Here is a 19,749-nt window from a genome sequence, read left to right on the forward strand (position 1 = left end):
TCATAACGTGGAATTTTGGCGATTTCTCATATCTGTAATGTAAAACTGTGTAAGCATTACTTTTTGATATTCAATTATTTTGATAAGGTTTGCTATTATTGCTTATGCATTAAAGCTCACTCCGTGAGTAAAAACACAAATATAAGGTTGCATCCATGGAAACCATACCTCTTCCAGACAGTAAGGCGATTGCTTGTGAAGATCATTTGATCATCTGGTTTTGGGAAACCCATTTGCACAAAAAAGGGTTGGCACAAAATGTCATTTTGGCTGAACTAAAAAAACTTGGTGACTTGCTAGTCAGTCTAAGACAAGATACTGCCCACTTTTTATTGCCAAGTTCACGACTCGAATTAGTCGTGGACATCGTACCGCATACATTGTTGCTAGGTGATAAATTCTATGAGAAACATTACTACTTTGTTCAGGAAATCCGAGATCTAATAGCCAAACAGGACCAAAGCCAGTTACTGTTTGAATACGCTTAACGTTAGTCCTTTACTTGCAAAATCAAAAGTGACACTGCAACTAATGACAGATCAATCAATATATTTATCCTTCTGTTTTAAGAACACTTCATCTCTAGATGCTTCAATCGCTTCCCATATTTTTTCTGCAAGTTCTGGATTTTTTTCAACAAATTGATGACTCAATACCAAGTAATAATTTTTGGTTGTGATTGCCGGTTCAATTTGTTTAATGTTGTTCATCTTTTGGCTACTCAAAAACTGTTGTGCCATTTTATCTTGTACAGCAATTGCCGATAAACGTTCTAATTGAAGCATGGTAAACAATTGCTCCGTTGTTTTTACTTCATGTACTTTCAATTGCTTTTTCTTTAACTCTCTGACGATAGAAAAGCCTAGGTGGGCACCGACTTTTTGATCTGTATCCGCTAAGCTTTGTCCATCCCATTCCAAGGTATGATTTTGCAATGTATAAAAATAGTAGCCTATGGTTGCAATACGCTTACTGGCATCAGGCTTGTTATCACTCATTGGATAACTGGCATATTGTGCACGCTGTGTATTGAAAGAAAAGATGAAACCCCCATCGACTTTTGCCGCCCCTATATCTTGTAGAACTCGCTTCCCAGGTAGGCGTACATATTCAATGTTCAAGTCCAATTGTAATGCAACATGATTGATTACATCCAATGCTAGTCCTGGAGGATTAGCGACACTAGCCCCATTCCCCATCTGAAATGGATAAGATTCGACATCCGAGTATGCCAGTCTAAGAGTCGTTGAGGCCCAAACGGAAAGAGACATGGAGGCGGCTGCCAAAAATAAACAAAGTCTGCGAGTAAAGTGATTCATACGCTTTCCTTTTTTACCTAATTAAAGAAAGCATAGAGTGTATTGGTATGAATGTCCTGAAATTCTTTACCGTAACAAAATGTATTATTGGGTGCTTTACTGCTCCGCCACAGAGCTGACAACACAAAGGATTTGTTATTCACTAGCACCACCTCCGAGACCGAGCAATATCTCCCAAAAATCTTGCCTCTTTGTCGTGAAATGCTCTCTGTTTGTAACATATCGAGCATGCTGTTCTGGGGCTAAAGAAGGTGAAAGCTTGATACTCCACATTGGGTCAAACTTGTTAGGGATCATGGAATAGCGGACATCAATAACACTCAATTTTTCATTTGGATGTAGAGCTAGATAACCGTTTGAAAAGCGGCGAAAGCGTTCAATATCTTTAGCCTGTTGTGAATTCTGTTTGAGCCATGGAAGATCTCTATTAATATCTAACTTGGCAATTGATTCCCCGCTGTAAATTTTGGTCGAGCTACCTAGCCTAATGGCGTCTACGTGATAGTGTCCGTCTGTTTCATAAATCACTTTCCACACCAGTATATTAGCAAAGCTCGGTTTCACCTCTATTCGGTTTGGAGAATGATTTCGCTCCTGAGCCAATTGCAAGCCTTCGTTGTAAGCTCTTTCTTTTTGTATGATGCCCAAAGATAGATAGGTCAAACCCCATAGCAAAGCAATCCTTGCTCCCCAAGGTGTTCGCTTTCGAAACGTAACGGCAAGGCATATCAAGATCGGAAAAGTAAAAATGGGGTCGACCACAGACACCATGTTCCATGCATACCGCTCTTGAGTAAAAGGCCAAAGCAACTGAGTGCCATAGGACGTACAGGCATCAAGCAACGCATGGGTACTATAGCCAAGTGCGCAATATAACCAACTTTGACCAAACGCTAGCCCACACTTTCTAGCTAAGAGCCAATGCAAGACCAAAGCACAAAGCAAGCTACCGAAAGGGATAAAGAAAAGTGAATGAGTAAACTGTCGATGGTACTCCAGAAACAATAATGGGTCGTTAGAGGAGCGAATCAGCACATCCAAATCTGGTGACATTCCTGCAAGCAGGCCTAAACCACCGGCAACAAGTAAGTGCTTTTTATTGCATACTGACTGAGGCAAAGCAGCCCCAATTAACCCCTGCGTTAGCGGATCCATCTTTCTCCAAGCCTGTATTTTAAGATTGAATCATCAGAAATTGTCCTAGTTTCAATGGGATAATTCTCAGTTAACTTTTGGTTTGCTCGCTTTCTGTTGTTCCTTTGTAGCTAAGTCTACTTGTTGGTCAACAAAGTTGAAAAAGTTATCTTTGCTGATAAAAGGGTTATTGGTGCTCCCTTCTCTCATTCTGTCTCGATTGGCAAACAGGTTGTTTTTATGAGGGTGATTAGACAAGTTAACCGTTACTATTGGGCTGCTCTTGGCAATTTTTTTGATTCTTTTCATGCTAGCGAAGTATTGCTTAACGAGAGCAGGATTTTGGAAATTGACGCCATGCCCACCAACGACAAAAGCGCGATACTCGCTTCCGTTATCTTTAACTAAGAAATCAATCGACAAGTCACCTTCGGTATGCCCTGGGGTGATGTAAAACTTAAATTTTGTGTCTCCTAACAAAACTTCAGATTCATCTTCGGCAAATTTAAAGACTTTCGGTGGCATGAATTTATTCTCACCTTTACTCTTTGCCGATTGCTTTTTAGTTAGCTCTAAGCCCTTTTCTGTCATGATCACTTTGGAATTGTAGATGGATTGCAGAAACTCTGCCCCACCCACATGATCGGAATGTCCATGCGTTACAATAATATAGCTCACCGATTTATCGCCTAATACCAACTTCTGCAAGTTTTTGGGAATCCATTTACTGTATGGAAAATCAAGGGTATCAATAATCACTAAACCTGCTGATGTATCTATCGCATAGGAAGAAACCCACTTATCCCCGATGTAATAAACATTGTCGAATATCTTAAACGGCTCGATATAACCGTTTTCAGCACTCATCTTAGGTATACCCGTTTGAGAAAATGTTGATGCTGACAAAAACATTGTCATCAAACATAGAATTAAGCGCATTCCTGTCTCCCTAATGCCAATCAATAGCCAAAGTTCCACCACATTTACCGTTTTAGAATTAAATGCTGGTGTTTAGTTTGGCAAGACTACCATACTGGATGCACACACAATACGTCATTGCATGCATTTAACGTATGAAGAGTAGCTGCCACCCCCCTGCTCTCAGACCAAGTTCCCTCTCTTTGGTGTTGTTTGTTTTAAGTCTTTGAATTTGGGTCAAATGGCTACTGTGTAGTATCAGGTCAGAACCTGAGATTATCTAGGCATATTGAACTGGATAAAAAATATAATTTTATAATGAATCATTTCCAAGCCTTCTACTTTTGAACTACTACTGAAAATCCTTAAAAGGATGAAAAGGACAAAAGGATGAAGACATTAACAACGGGGCTTAGTGTGTTGAGCATGTGTTTTACGTCACTCACTATGGCTACTACCTTCTATCAGGAAGCAGAGAGCAATTATATTGCATTTGAAGCCGAAGATTACCATCACATCATTCGCCATAATGGTGAAAACGACGGGTTCAATGTAGTAGGAATCAACGAATTTACCTCAGATTTTGGGACGTCTGTTTTACCCGCAGACTCAAGTTATCCACCCTCACAAGATCGCGCTCTGCTTGCTGATTTTCGTTACCAGCTGCCAATGCAGCAATCAACCGTTCAATATCAGGTTGTTTTTAACACACTAGGCACTTACCGACTCTACTATCGACGTTCAATGTTTGAAATTGGTGACGGATCATCTTACGGAAATGAAGATTCATTCTTCTACGCTAAAGCTTTTGATTCTGAAGAATTACTACGTGATGGGAGCCGGCAATCCCAAGATAGTACTAAAGAGTCTCATCCCCAAACTAACCCTTCTGAAGGAAAGTTTTTTTGGTTCCAAATAGACACTAATTTCGTTGTTTCTGAACAACAAGTAGGAAAACCCCTAATTTTTTCAATCAGTGACCGAGAAAAGGGGTTCGCTATTGATCGTTTTGTATTCAGTTTAGATCACAGCCTCGATGTTGCTGAAACACCAAAAGATGGTGATGGTAATCAACTTGACGAATTAGCCAACTCACCAGAGCAAGCGCCTAGCCATAACGCTTATCTATACCCTATGGACTATGTGCCCCACTTTGAGAGTGACGAAGAAATATTGTCTCGTGAGCATCAACTGAAAACTGTACGAGATGATTATATTGCTTATCTTTTTGAGCAGGATAAATCCGGTAATAGTGAGCAGGTTATTGATGACCTCATAGCCCTAAATAACAATCAGGATGATTCCAAAGCCGCACTCCGTAGCATGATCACCTTGATCACGGATGAGAAGTTCTTTCCTCACTGGCGTGACTACGCCGTCAATCGTTTTTATGCAGAAGCAGAGAAAGCCCGGTTAATTGCTGCACAGGTAATCGAAGATAGCGACGGACAAGTTAACGATCTAAGGCAGGTAACGCCAATCCGACGTTATATGGACTACGCTTGGGCACTAGATAGGCTAGATGCCTTCCATAGCAATACTGAGGAAGCTACCGCTTTTAAAGCTCGTTTTGAGGACTTTGTAAACCAAAATTTAGAAGGCTTAGGTCCCTATTACGACGGTCCTTATTACACAACAGGCTACAACAAAGAAGTCTTTGCTATGGATGTCGCCTCTACGGTGAGTTTGCTCTATAAAAACTCCCCCCTATTCCCCAAGATGAAAGAAGCGTTCTCTGCTTTTTGGCAGAACGTGACCCAAACATCTTATGATGGCGATAACTCTCCCCATTACGATGTTAATACCGGGTTTCAGATCATTCTGAATATAGCATTAAGGCACGGCTTAGAAAGCGATGTTATTCAATCTGAACACTTGTTAAGAATGATGGATCGTATGTCGAGAACCATTATGCCTAGTGGACAGTCTGCGAAATGGGGGAAATCGATGGAAAGCATTTCTTCTGGTCAGATCAAAATATCAGCGGGTGATAACCTCCCATGGGTTTTAAAAATGGGCTATCGGCTATGGCGTCACCCTCACTACTTATACATGGCGAGAAAATATCAAGCCTTTATGTATCAAGATCATGGACCATTTACAGGGAAAGAATATGTCCCCGACCTTTGGCCACTGGGTATTGATGCCTTCGATATTGAGCTAGCAAAACCAAACTCTGGCGACTTACTCTCTCGAACGACGCCTCGTATTACCTCATGCTGCGAGTATAACGGGTTACTATTAGGTCGAGGAGACAGTAACTATGTCGATGTACAAGATAAGTTAATTCTATCGACTGGGCATCACCCAAGAGCCCCATACATGTTGATGGACTTGAGTTATACACAACATAAGGCCGCCGCTGATCACCGCTCCGGTATTGATAATCATAACTTCAATGGTGCACATACTGTCACTCGTTTGAAACGATGGTCAGAAGCCAATAAAACAAGTGGGATCTATATTAATCCAGCTCAATACGACTACCCAGAAGCGCCTTACCCTTCCAAGGAAGTTGCTGCATCTGGCAGTACCGATCAATTTGATGAAGTTATGGGGTACAGCCCATCATTTGATTACGAATTAGAGCATTACAATACTCAGCAACTGTCTGAAGATGCCGCTTATGGCATAGTGAAATACCATAAGTACCAGTACCCTGGAGTCACAACTCAGCGGGAAACTGTCCTTCTCCACAACGGCGCTCTTGTCGTTTTAGACACACTTTCCCCTACCACAACTTACTCTGGAGAGCATAAAGGCGGGGCTATTTATCAGGTATTGCCACAGTTTAAATCGCTTGAGGGAGATAACTGGGTTCTTCTTAGAGGTGGACTGAAAATGTTACCAACCCCTTTGCCTACAGGAGAGCTGCAGTACAATGACACTTTGATATTCTTCGATAGCTCAGCTGAAGATATTGACATAAGATCGACAGAAAACCGATGGGATCCTGAGAATAGGGAATGGTTTAGTGCTTCAAAAAACCTTAAAGCAGGTGAATCGTTCAAAATCGTCTCATTAATATTACCTCTAAGAGAGACTCATTCCGTTCAATCTTTCGTTAATACTCTAGATGTAAACTATGAAAGTGATTCAACACAGATAACTATTCCATATAATGCTACACAGAATCTCAAAATTGTTTTTCACTCTAACCAACCGGCGAGTGTGACCTATGAAGAAAGGGATAAGGAAAGTAAGCAGAACGAGTAATAATCTGACCACTTAATCAACGGCCATTTACCTCCACAAATAACTCAGCAGGTAAATGGCCATCACTTCAACTCTTAAGTGATAGCTCTGGCATGCTGGGTTTTCTAAACCTAAAGTCGGAACTTGATACCAATAATTTGAGCCTCTTCGAGATCTTGAAGAGTGAGTTCAAAATCCTCTTTCGATGGGAGTTCGATCTCCCAATTGTCATCTTTATTTTCGATTTTCAGCTGTGAATTATCACTACTCAGCCGCCAATTTCCGACAGGCTGTTCGACAATCACTTTTGAGCCTTCCAGAGACGCATTGATAGAACTGTTTTTAACATTAAAAGTACAACTTGGTTTCAACTCACAATCGACATTTCTCTGTTCATTATAAGTGAGTGTTCGCCAAATAAACGCTGTAATTAAAAGGCTTAACATGATGATTATTTGAGCAAAACGGGAGCGTGTCAGTTTTTCGGCTGCCATTCGGTAGAGTTCTCCGTGTAACAAACTTCAAAGTTTTAAAATAAAAGGTCAAAACCTGACCAGCCGTAAGGTTACTACCCTGTCATTGAATTGTTAAATGCAGTATAGTTGGCGGCTGAAAATGCCACTTTTTTTAAAAATCGGCAAGAAAGTTTAACCGACTGTTTCGGCGTCATTTTCTTTAATGGTTTGGGTGGCATTACGACATGTGTCGTGTTGGAAGTAAAGTGTAGTTAATTAGAAATTGGAAGCATGCAAATGAGCCAAGAAAAGCAGCTTGAACAAAACTACAACTATACGGTCGTCCGTCAATTCACCTTAGTAACTATTCTATGGGGTATTGTCGGTATGGGCGTTGGTGTTTTGATTGCCGCTCAATTAGTTTGGCCACAGCTAAACTTTGATACGCCGTGGTTGACGTACAGTCGTTTACGTCCTCTGCATACTAATGCGGTTATTTTTGCGTTTGGTACAAGTGCTCTGTTCGCAACGTCTTACTACGTTGTACAGCGTACCTGTCAAACTCGTTTATTTGGTGGCCCTCTTGTTGCCTTCACCTTCTGGGGATGGCAAGCAATCATTTTAGCCGCAGCAATTACTCTACCGTTAGGTATGACCTCTGGTAAGGAGTATGCGGAACTGGAATGGCCGATCGACATCGCTATCGCAGTGGTTTGGGTATCTTATGCTATCGTGTTCTTCGGGACATTGATCAAGCGTAATACATCTCACATCTACGTAGCGAACTGGTTCTTCGGAGCCTTCATCATTACAGTAGCGGTTCTTCATATCGTTAACAGCATGGCGATCCCTGTCTCCATGGGCAAATCTTACTCGATTTACTCTGGTGCTGTGGATGCAATGGTTCAATGGTGGTACGGACATAACGCAGTAGGCTTCCTACTCACTGCGGGTTTCCTTGGTATGATGTACTACTTTGTTCCTAAGCAAGCTGAACGTCCTGTTTATTCTTACCGTCTATCTATCGTTCACTTCTGGGCGCTTGTATCTCTATACATTTGGGCAGGCCCTCACCACTTACACTACACAGCGCTTCCTGATTGGACGCAGTCTATTGGTATGGTGATGTCTCTGGTGCTATTCGCACCTTCTTGGGGTGGTATGATCAATGGTATCATGACGCTGTCTGGCGCTTGGCACAAACTTCGTTATGACCCAATTCTTCGTTTCCTAATCGTATCTCTATCGTTCTACGGTATGTCTACGTTTGAAGGTCCAATGATGTCAATTAAGACAGTTAACGCACTGTCTCACTACACTGACTGGACTATCGGCCACGTACACTCTGGTGCACTTGGTTGGGTTGCAATGGTTTCTATCGGTTCTGTATACCACCTAGTTCCTCGCCTGTTTGGTCAAGAGCGTATGTACTCTGTGAGCATGATCAACGCGCACTTCTGGTTGGCAACTATCGGTACGGTTCTATACATCGTTGCAATGTGGATTTCTGGCGTAATGCAAGGTCTAATGTGGCGTGCGGTAAACTCTGACGGTACGTTAACTTACAGCTTCGTTGAATCTGTACAGGCATCTTACCCGTTCTACTTCGTACGTTTCCTAGGTGGTTTCATCTTCCTAACTGGTATGTTCTTAATGGCGTACAACACGTATAAGACTGTCACAGCGCCAAAAGATAGCCTAAAAGCTATCCCACAGCCGGCATAAGGAGATTTAAAGAATGAGTTCTAATTCTAACAATCGCCACGAAATTGTTGAACGCAATGTCGGTTTGCTAGCGATTCTTATTGTTTTTGCAATCAGCTTGGGTGCACTTGTAGAGATCACCCCGCTCATTTTCCAAAAACAAACAACTGAGCCAGTGGATAACCTCCGACCATATACAGCTCTAGAGCTTGAAGGTCGTGATATCTACATCCGTGAAGGTTGTAATGTGTGCCACAGCCAAATGGTCCGCCCATTCCGTTCTGAAACAGAGCGTTATGGTCACTACTCTGTTGCTGGTGAAAGTGTATATGAGCACCCATTCCTATGGGGTTCTAAGCGTACAGGTCCAGACCTAGCACGCGTTGGTGGCCGTTACTCTGACGAGTGGCATCGAGTTCACCTACTTGATCCACGTGAGCTTGTTCCTGAGTCAAACATGCCTGGGTTCCCATGGCTGGCTGACAACGTTCTTGATGGCAAGAACACAGAGAAAAAGCTAACCGTCTTCCGCGATCAGTTTGGTGTTCCATACACGGATGAACAAATCGCAAACGCGTCTAAAGATGTAGAAGGTAAAACAGAGATGGATGCCATCATTGCTTACCTTCAGTCTCTTGGTCACGCAATGAAGTAATAAAGGGGTGAAATTATGGATATCGGTACTATTCATGGTATTTGGACCATAGTGCTTTTCGTGTGCTTTATAGGTGTAGTTTGGTGGGCATATGGCAAGAGTCGTCAAGCCCGCTTCGATGAAGCTGCGAACCTTGTTTTTGCCGATGAAGAGCAAACGCCCTCAAAAGAACAAGGAGTGACTAAGCAATGACGACATTTTGGAGTCTTTGGATCATCATCATCACAGTCGGAACACTGGTCGGCTGTGCTGCACTACTCTTCTGGTGCCTTAAAGATAAAATGGGCGTTGAAGAAGGTGCAGATATGGGTCACGAATACGATGGTATTCGTGAGCTAAACAACCCACTACCTAAATGGTGGACATATCTGTTTGTTGGTACATTCGTATTCGCAGCAGTTTACTTCACGCTATATCCAGGTATGGGTAGCTTCAAAGGTGTGCTGGGCTGGCAGAGTTCTGACCAACTAGTAACAACCGTGGAAGAATCAAAAGCATCTATCGCTAGATCTCAAGAAAACAAACAGCTTGTGCAATACGCGAAAGAGCTAGACGATGCTGAAACTTACTTCGGTGAAGCGTTCAAGCGTCTGGCGTACGTTGATGGCTCTTCTGAGCTGCGCCCTATCCCAGAAATCGCCGCTGACGATGAAGCAGTGAAAGTAGGTCAACGATTGTTCCTGCAAAACTGTTCTCAGTGTCACGGTTCAGACGCTCGTGGTCAAAAAGGTTTCCCTAACCTGACTGATGATGCGTGGTTATATGGTGGTGAGCCAGAAGCGATTGTAACGACAGTAATGCAAGGTCGTATCGGTCAGATGCCAGCATGGAAAGACGCGCTTGGTGAGCAAGGTGTTAAAGAAGTGGTTAGCTACACGCTAAGCCTTTCTGGACGCTCTGTTAACGCACGTGAAGCAGAAGCGGGTAAAGCGCGCTTTGTTGTGTGTGCGGCGTGTCATGGTACTGATGGTAAGGGTAACCCTGCTGTTGGTGCTCCTGACTTGACTGATCAGGACTGGTTGTTCGGTGGTTCTCGCGCTGATGTGACTGAAACAGTAATGAATGGACGCTCTGGTGTGATGCCAGCGTGGAAAGACATTTTGGGCGAAGATAAAGTCCAACTCGTTTCAGCTTACGTCTGGAGCTTAAGCAACTCGGAACAATAAGTTACATTTCAACAACAGCCCCTTACTTTCTATAGATGGTAATGGGGCTGTCTTTCTTTTAGAGTTAACTCCCTGATTCTATTTTATTAATCGAGAACTTTTTTATGGTAAAGCCTTGGTATAAGCAGTTTTGGCCGTGGTTCCTAATCATCCTGCCGTTAACCGTCGTTGTTTGGACAATCATCACTGTCATCGTATTTTCTAATAATTCGGTGTCTCTGGTGACTGAGGATTACTATAAAAAAGGAAAAGGAATCAACATCGACATTTCGAAGATCAATGTTGCAAGAGATTTAGGCTTGTCAGCAAAGGTCTTTTCCGATGGTAATGATGTCATCATTCAGTTTGACAAAGGCGAGCTAGACCATTTTCCTGCGATCACAGCTATGTTCGCGCACCGAACTCTGCCAGATCGCGATTTCAACCAGCTACTGACATCGGATGCAAAGGGTCAATACCGTTTATCTCTAAATTCTGAGCTTCAGGGGCCGTGGTTTATTGAACTCACCCCACATGATAAACAGTGGTTGGTTCAAGGCCGAGTCACCTTCCCTTCATCATCTCCTGTAGAATTATCAAACTGATCAGCTTATGTGTGAATCGTGTTATCACTGCGGTGAAGAAGTACCAGTCAACACGGACTTTAAAGTCGAAATCTTAGGAGAAATCAGGGCAATGTGCTGCCCTGGTTGTGAAACTGTCGCCCAAACGATTGTCGATAGTGGCTTAGTCTCTTACTACCAGTATCGTACAGCCCCCGCGGAAAAAGCCGACTTGGTGCCTGAACAACTTCAGGCACTGATTCATTATGACAACGAAGAAGTCCAATCTGAGTTTGTGAGAAACGCCGAAGACAAAGCCGAAGTGACCTTGTCACTAGAGGGTGTATCATGTGCCGCGTGTGCATGGTTGATAGAGAAACAAGTTTCCACTCGCACTGGTGTTCTTTCTATTCGAGTCAATACCACGACAAACCGCGCAATCTTAGCATGGGATAAAACCCAAACTAAACTCAGCGAACTGCTTTCTAGTATTCATCAGCTCGGTTACAAAGCCGCACCTTTTGAAGCAGACAAACAAGAAGCCGCCTATCATGAATCCATGAAGCAATACCTTTATCGACTGGGTATTGCTGGTTTGGCAACCATGCAAGTGATGATGCTGGCTGTCGCACTTTATTTGGAAGTCTTTGGTGACTTAGAGCCTGAATTTAAAAGCTACTTTCGTTGGGTGAGTTTAATCTTCGCAACCCCAGTAATGCTCTACTCTGCCCTTCCATTCTACCTCAATGCATGGCGAAGCATTCGCAGCCGAACGCTAGGCATGGATGTTCCCGTCTCATTGGCCATGATCTTCGCTTACTTTGCCAGCTTGGTAGCAACCGTCACTGAGCAAGGTGAAGTCTTTTTTGAGTCCATCTCTATGTTTGCGTTTTTCTTACTCGTAGGTCGCTTTCTTGAGATGCGTGCTCGGCGTAAAGCGGCGGCGGCAAGTGGCAACCTTCTAAAGCTTATCCCCGCTATTGCAACAAAGCTGGATGGCGATCAGGTCCCTGTAAAAACACTCAAACTCGGTGACCAAATTCGCGTTCTTCCGGGAGAGCACGTTCCTGCAGACGGGAGAATCATTAAAGGGCGTGTCCATATTGATGAATCCATGTTAACTGGTGAATCTGTACCAGTGGTCAAGAATATCGATGACCATGTGTATGCAGGCACCTTGAATGGTGAAGAATCTTTCGAGCTTGAGGTGATGTCCACAAAAGCAGACTCAATGATTTCCAATATTGTTCGCTTACAAGATGAAGCCCAGCTATCAAAGCCTAAAATCGCGCAAATTGCAGATGTTGTCGCTCGCTACTTTGTCGCTATCATATTGGTCATTGCAGCAGGTACTTGGTTTTTCTGGCATCAAACTAAACCTGACGACGCGTTTTGGATCATGCTGTCGGTTTTAGTGGCAACTTGTCCTTGTGCACTATCTCTGGCAACACCAACCGCATTAACTTGTGCCACTTCTCGAATGGGTAACCTCGGGATATTACTTCGAAAAGGCCACGTCTTTGAGACTCTCTGTAAAGTCAACCATCTTATTATCGACAAAACTGGCACGCTAACACATGGCGATATAGTGATCAGTGAAGTAAACACCTTCTCTGATACCTCAAAAGAAGAAGCCCTAGCGCTCGCGGCCTCACTGGAATCGCACGCAAATCATCCGATCGCGAGAGCTTTTAAATCATATCAAAATGTTGATATTCAAGTCACTGATGTTGAAAACATGATTGGCTCTGGCATTCAAGGTGTCCATCAAGGCAAAAAAGTTAAGATTGGCAGTGCACACTTCATATTAGGCGAACAAGCTCAAGCGGAACCTAACTCCGTTTACCTAAGCCTTGATGATCAGCACATTGCCACCTTCACATACCAAGACCCAATTCGGGCTGAGTCCAAAACATTCATCGAACGTTTCAAGCAGGCAGGCATCAAAGTCACTCTGTTAACGGGTGATTCTGAATCAAATGCAAATGTTGTCGCTAAAGAAATCGGTATCGAAACCGTTATTGCCGAAGCCAAACCTCAAGATAAACTTGAGTATCTGAAAAAAGTGGATGGAACGGATGTGACAATGATGATTGGCGATGGCATTAATGATGCCCCTACTCTTGCAGGAGCACACCTTTCAATTGCTATGGGGGGCGGTGCTGATGTAGCAAAGGCCTCAGCAGATATGGTCCTTCTGGGTGACCAACTTGACCGGATTCTTGAAGCTCGCACACTGGCTTTGCAAACACGTAAAATCATCCGTGAAAACCTAATTTGGTCTCTTGGCTATAACGTGTTGATTCTGCCATTAGCAGTCGCTGGGTTTGTTGCACCATATTTTGCAGTTGTTGGTATGTCTGCAAGCTCAATTATTGTAGTATCTAATTCTCTACGCTTGCTCAAAGAGAAAGGTAAATAAGATGGAAAGCCTTTATATTCTGATCCCAATTGCTATCGTATTAGTGTGTGTCGCTATTGCAATCTTCCTATGGGCAGTTAAAAGCGATCAATTTGAGGATCTAGAGCGACAAGGTCATAACATCCTGTTTGATGAAGACGAGAAGAACAAGAGTCCCCACAAATGACACCCGATTGGCTGGGCGCTCTACTGATAGGGATCATCGGTGCAGGCCACTGTATGGGAATGTGTGGAGGCATTGCTTCAGTGCTTACCATGGGGCAAACCCACAGCTCTAAATGGGTTCCTGTCTTTTATAATCTAGGCAGACTGTTGAGTTATGCCAGTCTCGGTGCCATCGTTGGTGGCGCTATCTCTTCTATTGCCGAAATCAGTTCACTGAACAACGCGTTGACTTGGTTGAGGCTGGGAGCGGCAGTATTCATGATGATACTCGCCTTCTACATTGGTCGTTGGTGGCAGGGCTTACTTTACGTCGAGAAGATAGGCCAGAAACTGTGGAAATTCATTTCCCCAGCAGGGAAATCACTATTGCCGTTGAAATCCCCTGCTCATGCGCTTCCATTTGGCTTTATCTGGGGGTGGTTACCATGTGGGTTAGTGTATTCAACATTAACTTGGTCTGCCGTGTCAGGTAATGCTGTTAACGGGGCGTTAATCATGCTCGCATTTGGGGTAGGAACTTTACCTGCTATGCTGCTTATGGGCTTTGGTGCCACCTATTTGCACAAACTGCAACAGTCGACGATTTTTCGCAACTTTGGGGCGTTATTGATCTTATCTTACGGGATCTACACAGCTTACGGAGCAATAACTATATTATCATTAACTTGATATACTCCTGTTTTTCTGCGGCTTTTTTAACTACCCTTTAGGATTAATGAGTGCTAAAATATTGATGTATATCAAATCTTGAAGGTTGTTATGATTTCTGAAAAGCCTGCAACAAAACGCGTCCAATCCGGTGGATGTGCTATTCACTGTCAAGACTGCAGTATCAGCCAACTGTGTATTCCATTTACACTGAATGAGTCCGAGCTGGACCAACTAGATCAAATCATCGAGCGAAAAAAGCCAATCCAGAAAGGACAAGAGCTTTTTAAAGCGGGTGACGAGCTAAAGTCTCTGTACGCTATTCGTTCAGGCACAATCAAAAGCTATACCATCACAGAGCAAGGTGACGAGCAAATTACCGCTTTCCATCTCGCAGGTGACTTAGTGGGCTTTGATGCTATCACCGGTGATCTACACCCAAGTTTTGCACAAGCACTGGAAACATCGATGGTGTGTGAAATTCCATACGAGACCTTAGACGACCTTTCAGGAAAAATGCCTAAACTTCGTCAGCAAATCATGCGCTTGATGAGTAACGAAATCAAAGGCGATCAAGAGATGATCTTGTTACTGTCTAAGAAAAATGCAGAAGAGCGTTTAGCCGCATTCCTTTATAATTTATCGACTCGCTTCTCTCAGCGTGGATTCAGCCCTCGCGAATTCCGTTTGACTATGACACGTGGCGACATCGGTAATTACCTAGGCTTAACTGTAGAAACCATCTCCCGCCTATTAGGTCGTTTCCAAAAATCAGAAATTCTCAGTGTCAAAGGTAAGTACATCACAATTCTTGACCACGACACGCTAATGGAGTTAGCTGGAGTTTCAACAGAATCTTAATAACTTCAATGACGTAGCTCAAAACAGAGCTGCGTCATATTTTTTCCACCTTCCCAGCTTTTTTTCTAAAAATCTTCTCCCAGCTAGGCTACATTAGTCATATAACTCTCCCACTCCTAAGGAGTTACTATGAGTATCTATAACAAAATACTAGTGGTTGCAGACATCAATAAAGATGAACAACCTGCCCTAGCTCGTGCTATGCAGCTCGCTGCTAAAAGTCGCTCTCGCAGTCAGGTGACTTTCTTCTTGTCTATCTACGATTTTTCTTATGACATGACTTCAATGTTGTCCGTTGACGAACGAGACGCTATGCGCCGTGGTGTTATTGGCCAACGCGAGCAATGGATGCAAAATGTTGCGAAACCTTATTTGAATGACAATATTGATTTTGAAGTGAAAGTGGTATGGCATAATCGCCCTTACGAAGCGATCATCGCTGAAACTTTTGCGGGAAGCCACGACATTGTCATCAAAGGCACACGTAAACATGACGTCCTTGAGTCAGTAATTTTCACCCCAACAGACTGGCACCTGCTCCGTAAATGCCCTTGCCCTGTATTACTGGTGAAAAATGCGGATTGGCCGGAAGATGCAAGCATTCTCGCCTCTGTTCATGTAGGCTCTGAAAATGATACTCATCTCGGACTCAATGATAGTATGGTTGAGCAGATGAAAAGCTTAACAGAGCGCCTTGGTGCTAAGCCCTATCTAGTTAACGCTTACCCTATCACTCCGGCTAATATCACGATCGAACTACCCGAATTTGACCCTACTACTTACAGTGATGCGGTTCGTGGTCATCACCTCACAGCGATGAAAGCATTACGCCAGAAGCATGGTTATGATGAACAACAAACAATCGTGGAACAAGGGTTGCCTGAAGATGTCATTCCAGAAGCAGCCGAAAAATTAAATGCTGCCATGGTGATCATTGGAACCACTGGCCGCACTGGTTTATCTGCTGTTTTCATCGGCAATACCGCTGAACATGTTATTGATAAAATAAACTGTGATGTATTAGCCCTCAAACCACAAGGTTATATAAGCCCTCTGGACCCAAAAACCGCCGTGTAATTCAGCCTCTTCTCATCCCCTTAAGATAACTTAAGGGGATTTTTTATTGCCTTCTATTTATTAGAACTGGCATCTAATTCATTTATCCGTATCATACCCACTTCATTTTGGTTTCATGATTGATTAAGACTGCAAGCGAATGACTGAGCAAACTCAAGAGCTAACAAAAGCTCAACAATACAACTTCAACAAGTTACAAAAGCGTATTCGTCGTAATACAGGCCAAGCGATTCAAGACTTCAACATGATTGAAGAAGGCGATCGCATTATGGTTTGTCTGTCAGGCGGTAAAGACAGCTTTACTATGCTTGATATTCTGATGAGTTTGCAAAAAAGTGCGCCGATTAACTTCTCGCTAATTGCTGTGAATCTAGACCAAAAGCAGCCAGGCTTCCCAGGCTATATTCTTCCTGAATACTTAGAGTCTTTGGGTGTTGAGTACAAAATTGTAGAAGAAGATACTTACTCGATTGTTCAGGACAAGATCCCTGAAGGTAAGACAACTTGTTCTCTATGTTCTCGCCTACGTCGTGGCATTCTATACCGTACCGCGAACGAGCTAGGTGCGACTAAGATTGCTCTAGGTCACCACCGCGACGATATTTTAGAAACACTGTTCCTAAACATGTTCCATGGCGGAAAGATGAAAGGCATGCCACCTAAGCTGGTATCAGATAACGGTGAACATGTGGTAATTCGTCCGCTGGCTTATTGTCGTGAGAAAGATATTATCAAATTCTCAGATATGCGTGGTTATCCTATCATCCCATGTAATCTGTGTGGTTCTCAGCCAAATCTACAACGTCAAAATATTAAGCAGATGCTGAACGATTGGGATAAGCGTTTTCCTGGTCGAATTGAAACCATGTTCCGTGCAATGCAAAATGTAGTGCCGAGTCACTTAGCTGATCATGAATTATTCGATTTTAAGTCTATCGATAAAGACTCTGGTGTTATTAATGGCGGGGATATCGGTTTTGATAAAGAAGAGATGCCAACACAAGAGATCGTTGACGAAGATAGAGTTCAAGAGTTTGATCCGAATTTACAACTTGACGTCACTAACATCTAAACGCATTGAGTATTAAAAAAGGGTCGTATTTACGGCCCTTTTGTATATTCGAATATTACTTTGCTTTTGGTAAATACGGTAATACTCTTGCTGTTTCCTGTGGCAGCGTCATAAAGCCCCCCTTACCAATATCCGATAAAGCAACCTGAACTTTACCTTCCATGATAGGCTTGCTAGAACCATCAGAGAATTCAACTTTAGAGTTCAGTTTGTCAGCGAATTCCAGTGTCACGCCTTCAACGTCGGGCGTAAACCAACTCGCAAACATTCCCCCCAGATCCTCGAGCATCGTCTGCATTTGTGGCATTAATTTCTCAACGTCTTCATAAGTAACTTTGCCTTTAAGCGGCTCTTTAGTCATCACAACCATTGAGAAATCACAGCGTTGATCTCTTGGAGTTTGAACAAAAACCAGAGGGTTAGCTGATTTAAGATTGTTATCCAATGGAACGATCAGTTCGTGGTAAGGAGAAGACTTTAACTCTTCATAGTGTTCTTCTTTTTCCATCCATGCTTTCTCGATAATGCAGTTTTGTTTTGTATCCACATTGAGGAAAAAGAACCCGACTTTGACGTCTTCATGTCCTTCTTTCACATTTTGCTTCATGTGAGTAAAGAGCTTCGAGTAGGTAAACATGTATTCTTGAGCAGAGACAGGCAGTGCCACCACAGTTGAGAGGGTGGCTGCTAAAAAGGCTAACGGTAGTTTTTTCATTGATTATGCGGTACTTATTCTTTAGTTAGGGGCGCTTCCCAGAACGCCTGATTGTGCCTGATCATCGCTTGTAAATCCTTGACGTAGGCCTCACCCCGCTCAGAGTATTTCAACAGGCCATTGGTCAGAGCAATCGCTGCATCAGTATCTGTGAGGCTTTCGCCACTAAGATGGCGTTGATAACGAATTTCTCGCAGCTCTTCATAAGCAAGATTCCGGTTCACATTCATAAAGTAACCTTGAATCGACTGCTGAACTGAACTGAACTTAGCAACTTCATGAGTCATCCCCTCACCTCTCGCCATAGGAACCAGTCCACAGCCTGTGCTGTAACACCACTGACCGAAGTAATTGTTTGCCTGAATCGCAAAGCGTGAGGTCCCCCAAGCAGATTCATTGGCCCCTTGAACCAAAACCAAGGCTTCCGGTATCACATCAACGCGATGAAACATTTGATCCAGCCATTGCTGGTTTATACCAGAAGGTTCAAGTTCAACGTTATAAAGCTCGCTTAATCGTTTTGCATGATTCGTATCATTACTCGAAAGCTGCCCAGCTTGTAAGCGGGCTTGTATCTTATTTAGGCGCTTTCGTTCATCGAGAATACGTTGGTTCTCAAAGGCGATACCTGGGCGTAAATAATCGAAAAATGCTTTTTTCTTTGCCTTCACATCCGTGATAGCTGAAAATTCTGGCGCTTGACCCACCGAGTGACCGTCAAATGAAATCGAATACTCTGGCATTTGGTCCTGCTTCCTGCGCTCACGTTCCTGTGCTTCATTTTTCTCGTAGCTATAAAAACTACAGCTGGCGATTAAGCCAGCTGTAGCGATAGCAATGAATTCACTTTTACGCATTGAACACTTGTGAATCGTCGTCATTGTCATCCTCATCTTTCGATCTGTCCGTTGTGACAATCTTGAGTTTGATACCAAACATATTGCGATAGATTATGCCCTTCACATGAAAGAAGAACGGTAAAACAAGAATCAAACCAAGACCATAGAACCTGGCTGCAGCAACGAACATTAGCATAACCAATAAGTAGATCCCTGCCAAAACAAAAATCTTTTTATTCACCGCACGTAATGACAGCAGTAAAGATTGCATCGGTGGGATCTGCTTCTCACAAATGAGAAGGATAGAGTTACTGAACGCAAGGGACAGATACATAGAAAGGAATGGCAGAACACCTTGAAGCAATAAGCTAAACAGAGTCGCCAGAATCACAGGCATGGTATGCTGAAGCCCCTTCAAGATATGGCGAGGCTTCGTAGGTAGGCCTGCTGCGTGGCTCATCGCCATTAAGCTAACACCAGCATAAATAGGAGCACTCACCACTTCATAACTGAATTTAGCAATAAAGATGGCTTGGATCATACGAGGCTCAAACGCCTCTGGGTTTGTGAACGCATCAAAGATATTTGTGAACGCATCAAAGATAATAGATGGTTCACCTAACTGCAGTTTAAGCGCGATATAGAAAATCGCTAACTGAACGACGAGTAAGACAACAATAGCGGGAGAAAACGACAAAAAGTTTTTGATTGTATGGCTCCACGCTTCTCTGAGCACTTCGCCTACCTTAAGTTCGTAGTCACCAGAAAGAGCACGCTCAACACTTCCACCTAAATTGAAATCTTTTTCAATATCATTATTCATTATTGAACCCAGCGCTTAATACATCATGCACTAAGCTAA

20 protein-coding genes are annotated in these 19,749 nt (G+C 43.2%); 13 read left to right on the plus strand and 7 right to left on the minus strand.

Annotated elements, in window-relative coordinates:
• Positions 1-155 precede the first annotated feature (155 nt).
• Complete coding sequence (locus tag L1D15_RS12080) at positions 156-488, plus strand: hypothetical protein (RefSeq protein WP_239875817.1); 333 nt, start codon at positions 156-158, stop codon at positions 486-488.
• 51 nt (positions 489-539) lie between these two features.
• Here L1D15_RS12080 and L1D15_RS12085 read toward each other — a convergent pair whose 3' ends face one another.
• From L1D15_RS12085 to L1D15_RS12095, 3 genes are all read right to left on the minus strand, one after another.
• Entirely contained in the window at positions 540-1,319 is a 780-nt protein-coding gene (locus tag L1D15_RS12085; protein WP_239875819.1) for a transporter substrate-binding domain-containing protein, read from the minus strand.
• 135 nt (positions 1,320-1,454) lie between these two features.
• On the minus strand, positions 1,455-2,474 hold the full coding sequence (locus tag L1D15_RS12090; protein ID WP_239875820.1) for a metal-dependent hydrolase: 1,020 nt from the start codon (positions 2,472-2,474) through the stop codon (positions 1,455-1,457).
• A 66-nt stretch (positions 2,475-2,540) separates the two neighbouring features.
• Positions 2,541-3,392 carry an MBL fold metallo-hydrolase gene (locus L1D15_RS12095; RefSeq protein ID WP_239875821.1) on the minus strand — a complete coding sequence of 284 codons (852 nt, stop codon included), beginning with the start codon at positions 3,390-3,392 and terminating at the stop codon, positions 2,541-2,543.
• A gap of 369 nt (positions 3,393-3,761) precedes the next feature.
• On the opposite strand from L1D15_RS12095, the gene L1D15_RS12100 reads away from it, so the two are divergent.
• Positions 3,762-6,587 carry a hypothetical protein gene (locus L1D15_RS12100; protein WP_239875823.1) on the plus strand — a complete coding sequence of 942 codons (2,826 nt, stop codon included), beginning with the start codon at positions 3,762-3,764 and terminating at the stop codon, positions 6,585-6,587.
• 110 nt (positions 6,588-6,697) lie between these two features.
• On the opposite strand, the gene L1D15_RS12105 is transcribed toward L1D15_RS12100, so the two are convergent.
• Positions 6,698-7,060, minus strand: coding sequence for a hypothetical protein (locus L1D15_RS12105; RefSeq protein WP_239866432.1), 363 nt, complete (start codon positions 7,058-7,060; stop codon positions 6,698-6,700).
• A gap of 258 nt (positions 7,061-7,318) precedes the next feature.
• Between L1D15_RS12105 and ccoN the strand changes: the two genes are divergently transcribed.
• The 11 genes from ccoN to ttcA all read left to right on the plus strand — a co-directional run bounded on the left by ccoN (position 7,319) and on the right by ttcA (position 17,333).
• Positions 7,319-8,746, plus strand: a complete 1,428-nt coding sequence (gene ccoN, locus L1D15_RS12110) for a cytochrome-c oxidase, cbb3-type subunit I (protein ID WP_239866429.1) — start codon at positions 7,319-7,321, stop codon at positions 8,744-8,746.
• Positions 8,747-8,759: 13 nt separating this feature from the next.
• Positions 8,760-9,380 carry a cytochrome-c oxidase, cbb3-type subunit II gene (ccoO, locus tag L1D15_RS12115; protein WP_239866427.1) on the plus strand — a complete coding sequence of 207 codons (621 nt, stop codon included), beginning with the start codon at positions 8,760-8,762 and terminating at the stop codon, positions 9,378-9,380.
• Between the two features lie 15 nt (positions 9,381-9,395).
• Positions 9,396-9,572, plus strand: a complete 177-nt coding sequence (locus tag L1D15_RS12120; protein ID WP_239866425.1) for a cbb3-type cytochrome oxidase subunit 3 — start codon at positions 9,396-9,398, stop codon at positions 9,570-9,572.
• Positions 9,569-10,546: a cytochrome-c oxidase, cbb3-type subunit III gene (gene ccoP / locus L1D15_RS12125; protein WP_239875825.1), complete on the plus strand. Its 978-nt coding sequence runs from the start codon at positions 9,569-9,571 to the stop codon at positions 10,544-10,546. Before L1D15_RS12120 ends, ccoP begins: the two co-directional genes overlap by 4 nt.
• Before the next feature lie 104 nt (positions 10,547-10,650).
• Complete coding sequence (locus L1D15_RS12130; protein ID WP_239875827.1) at positions 10,651-11,130, plus strand: FixH family protein; 480 nt, start codon at positions 10,651-10,653, stop codon at positions 11,128-11,130.
• A 7-nt stretch (positions 11,131-11,137) separates the two neighbouring features.
• The gene (locus tag L1D15_RS12135; protein WP_239875828.1) at positions 11,138-13,510 is read left to right on the plus strand and encodes a heavy metal translocating P-type ATPase metal-binding domain-containing protein; all 2,373 of its coding nucleotides are present in this window, start codon (positions 11,138-11,140) and stop codon (positions 13,508-13,510) included.
• 1 nt (position 13,511) lies between these two features.
• Positions 13,512-13,676, plus strand: coding sequence for a cbb3-type cytochrome oxidase assembly protein CcoS (ccoS, locus tag L1D15_RS12140; protein WP_239836935.1), 165 nt, complete (start codon positions 13,512-13,514; stop codon positions 13,674-13,676).
• Positions 13,673-14,344: a sulfite exporter TauE/SafE family protein gene (locus L1D15_RS12145; RefSeq protein ID WP_239875830.1), complete on the plus strand. Its 672-nt coding sequence runs from the start codon at positions 13,673-13,675 to the stop codon at positions 14,342-14,344. Before ccoS ends, L1D15_RS12145 begins: the two co-directional genes overlap by 4 nt.
• Positions 14,345-14,434: 90 nt before the next feature.
• Positions 14,435-15,184, plus strand: a complete 750-nt coding sequence (locus L1D15_RS12150) for an FNR family transcription factor (protein WP_239836938.1) — start codon at positions 14,435-14,437, stop codon at positions 15,182-15,184.
• Between the two features lie 129 nt (positions 15,185-15,313).
• The gene (uspE, locus tag L1D15_RS12155) at positions 15,314-16,261 is read left to right on the plus strand and encodes a universal stress protein UspE (protein ID WP_239836940.1); all 948 of its coding nucleotides are present in this window, start codon (positions 15,314-15,316) and stop codon (positions 16,259-16,261) included.
• Between the two features lie 139 nt (positions 16,262-16,400).
• Entirely contained in the window at positions 16,401-17,333 is a 933-nt protein-coding gene (ttcA, locus tag L1D15_RS12160; protein WP_239875831.1) for a tRNA 2-thiocytidine(32) synthetase TtcA, read from the plus strand.
• A 55-nt stretch (positions 17,334-17,388) separates the two neighbouring features.
• Here the strand turns inward: ttcA and L1D15_RS12165 are convergent, their stop codons facing one another.
• Genes L1D15_RS12165 through L1D15_RS12175 form a run of 3 tightly spaced genes read right to left on the minus strand, consistent with a single transcriptional unit; the run spans position 17,389 to position 19,710 of the window.
• A complete protein-coding gene (locus tag L1D15_RS12165) occupies positions 17,389-18,048 on the minus strand; it encodes a DUF2987 domain-containing protein (RefSeq protein WP_239875832.1) in 660 nt (219 codons plus the stop codon).
• A 14-nt stretch (positions 18,049-18,062) separates the two neighbouring features.
• The gene (locus tag L1D15_RS12170) at positions 18,063-18,929 is read right to left on the minus strand and encodes a glucosaminidase domain-containing protein (RefSeq protein WP_239866413.1); all 867 of its coding nucleotides are present in this window, start codon (positions 18,927-18,929) and stop codon (positions 18,063-18,065) included.
• Entirely contained in the window at positions 18,898-19,710 is an 813-nt protein-coding gene (locus L1D15_RS12175; protein WP_239875834.1) for a hypothetical protein, read from the minus strand. Before L1D15_RS12175 ends, L1D15_RS12170 begins: the two co-directional genes overlap by 32 nt.
• Positions 19,711-19,749 lie beyond the last annotated feature (39 nt).

The sequence above is a fragment of the Vibrio sp. Isolate25 genome (genome assembly GCF_022398025.1).
GTDB lineage: Bacteria > Pseudomonadota > Gammaproteobacteria > Enterobacterales > Vibrionaceae > Vibrio > Vibrio coralliilyticus_A.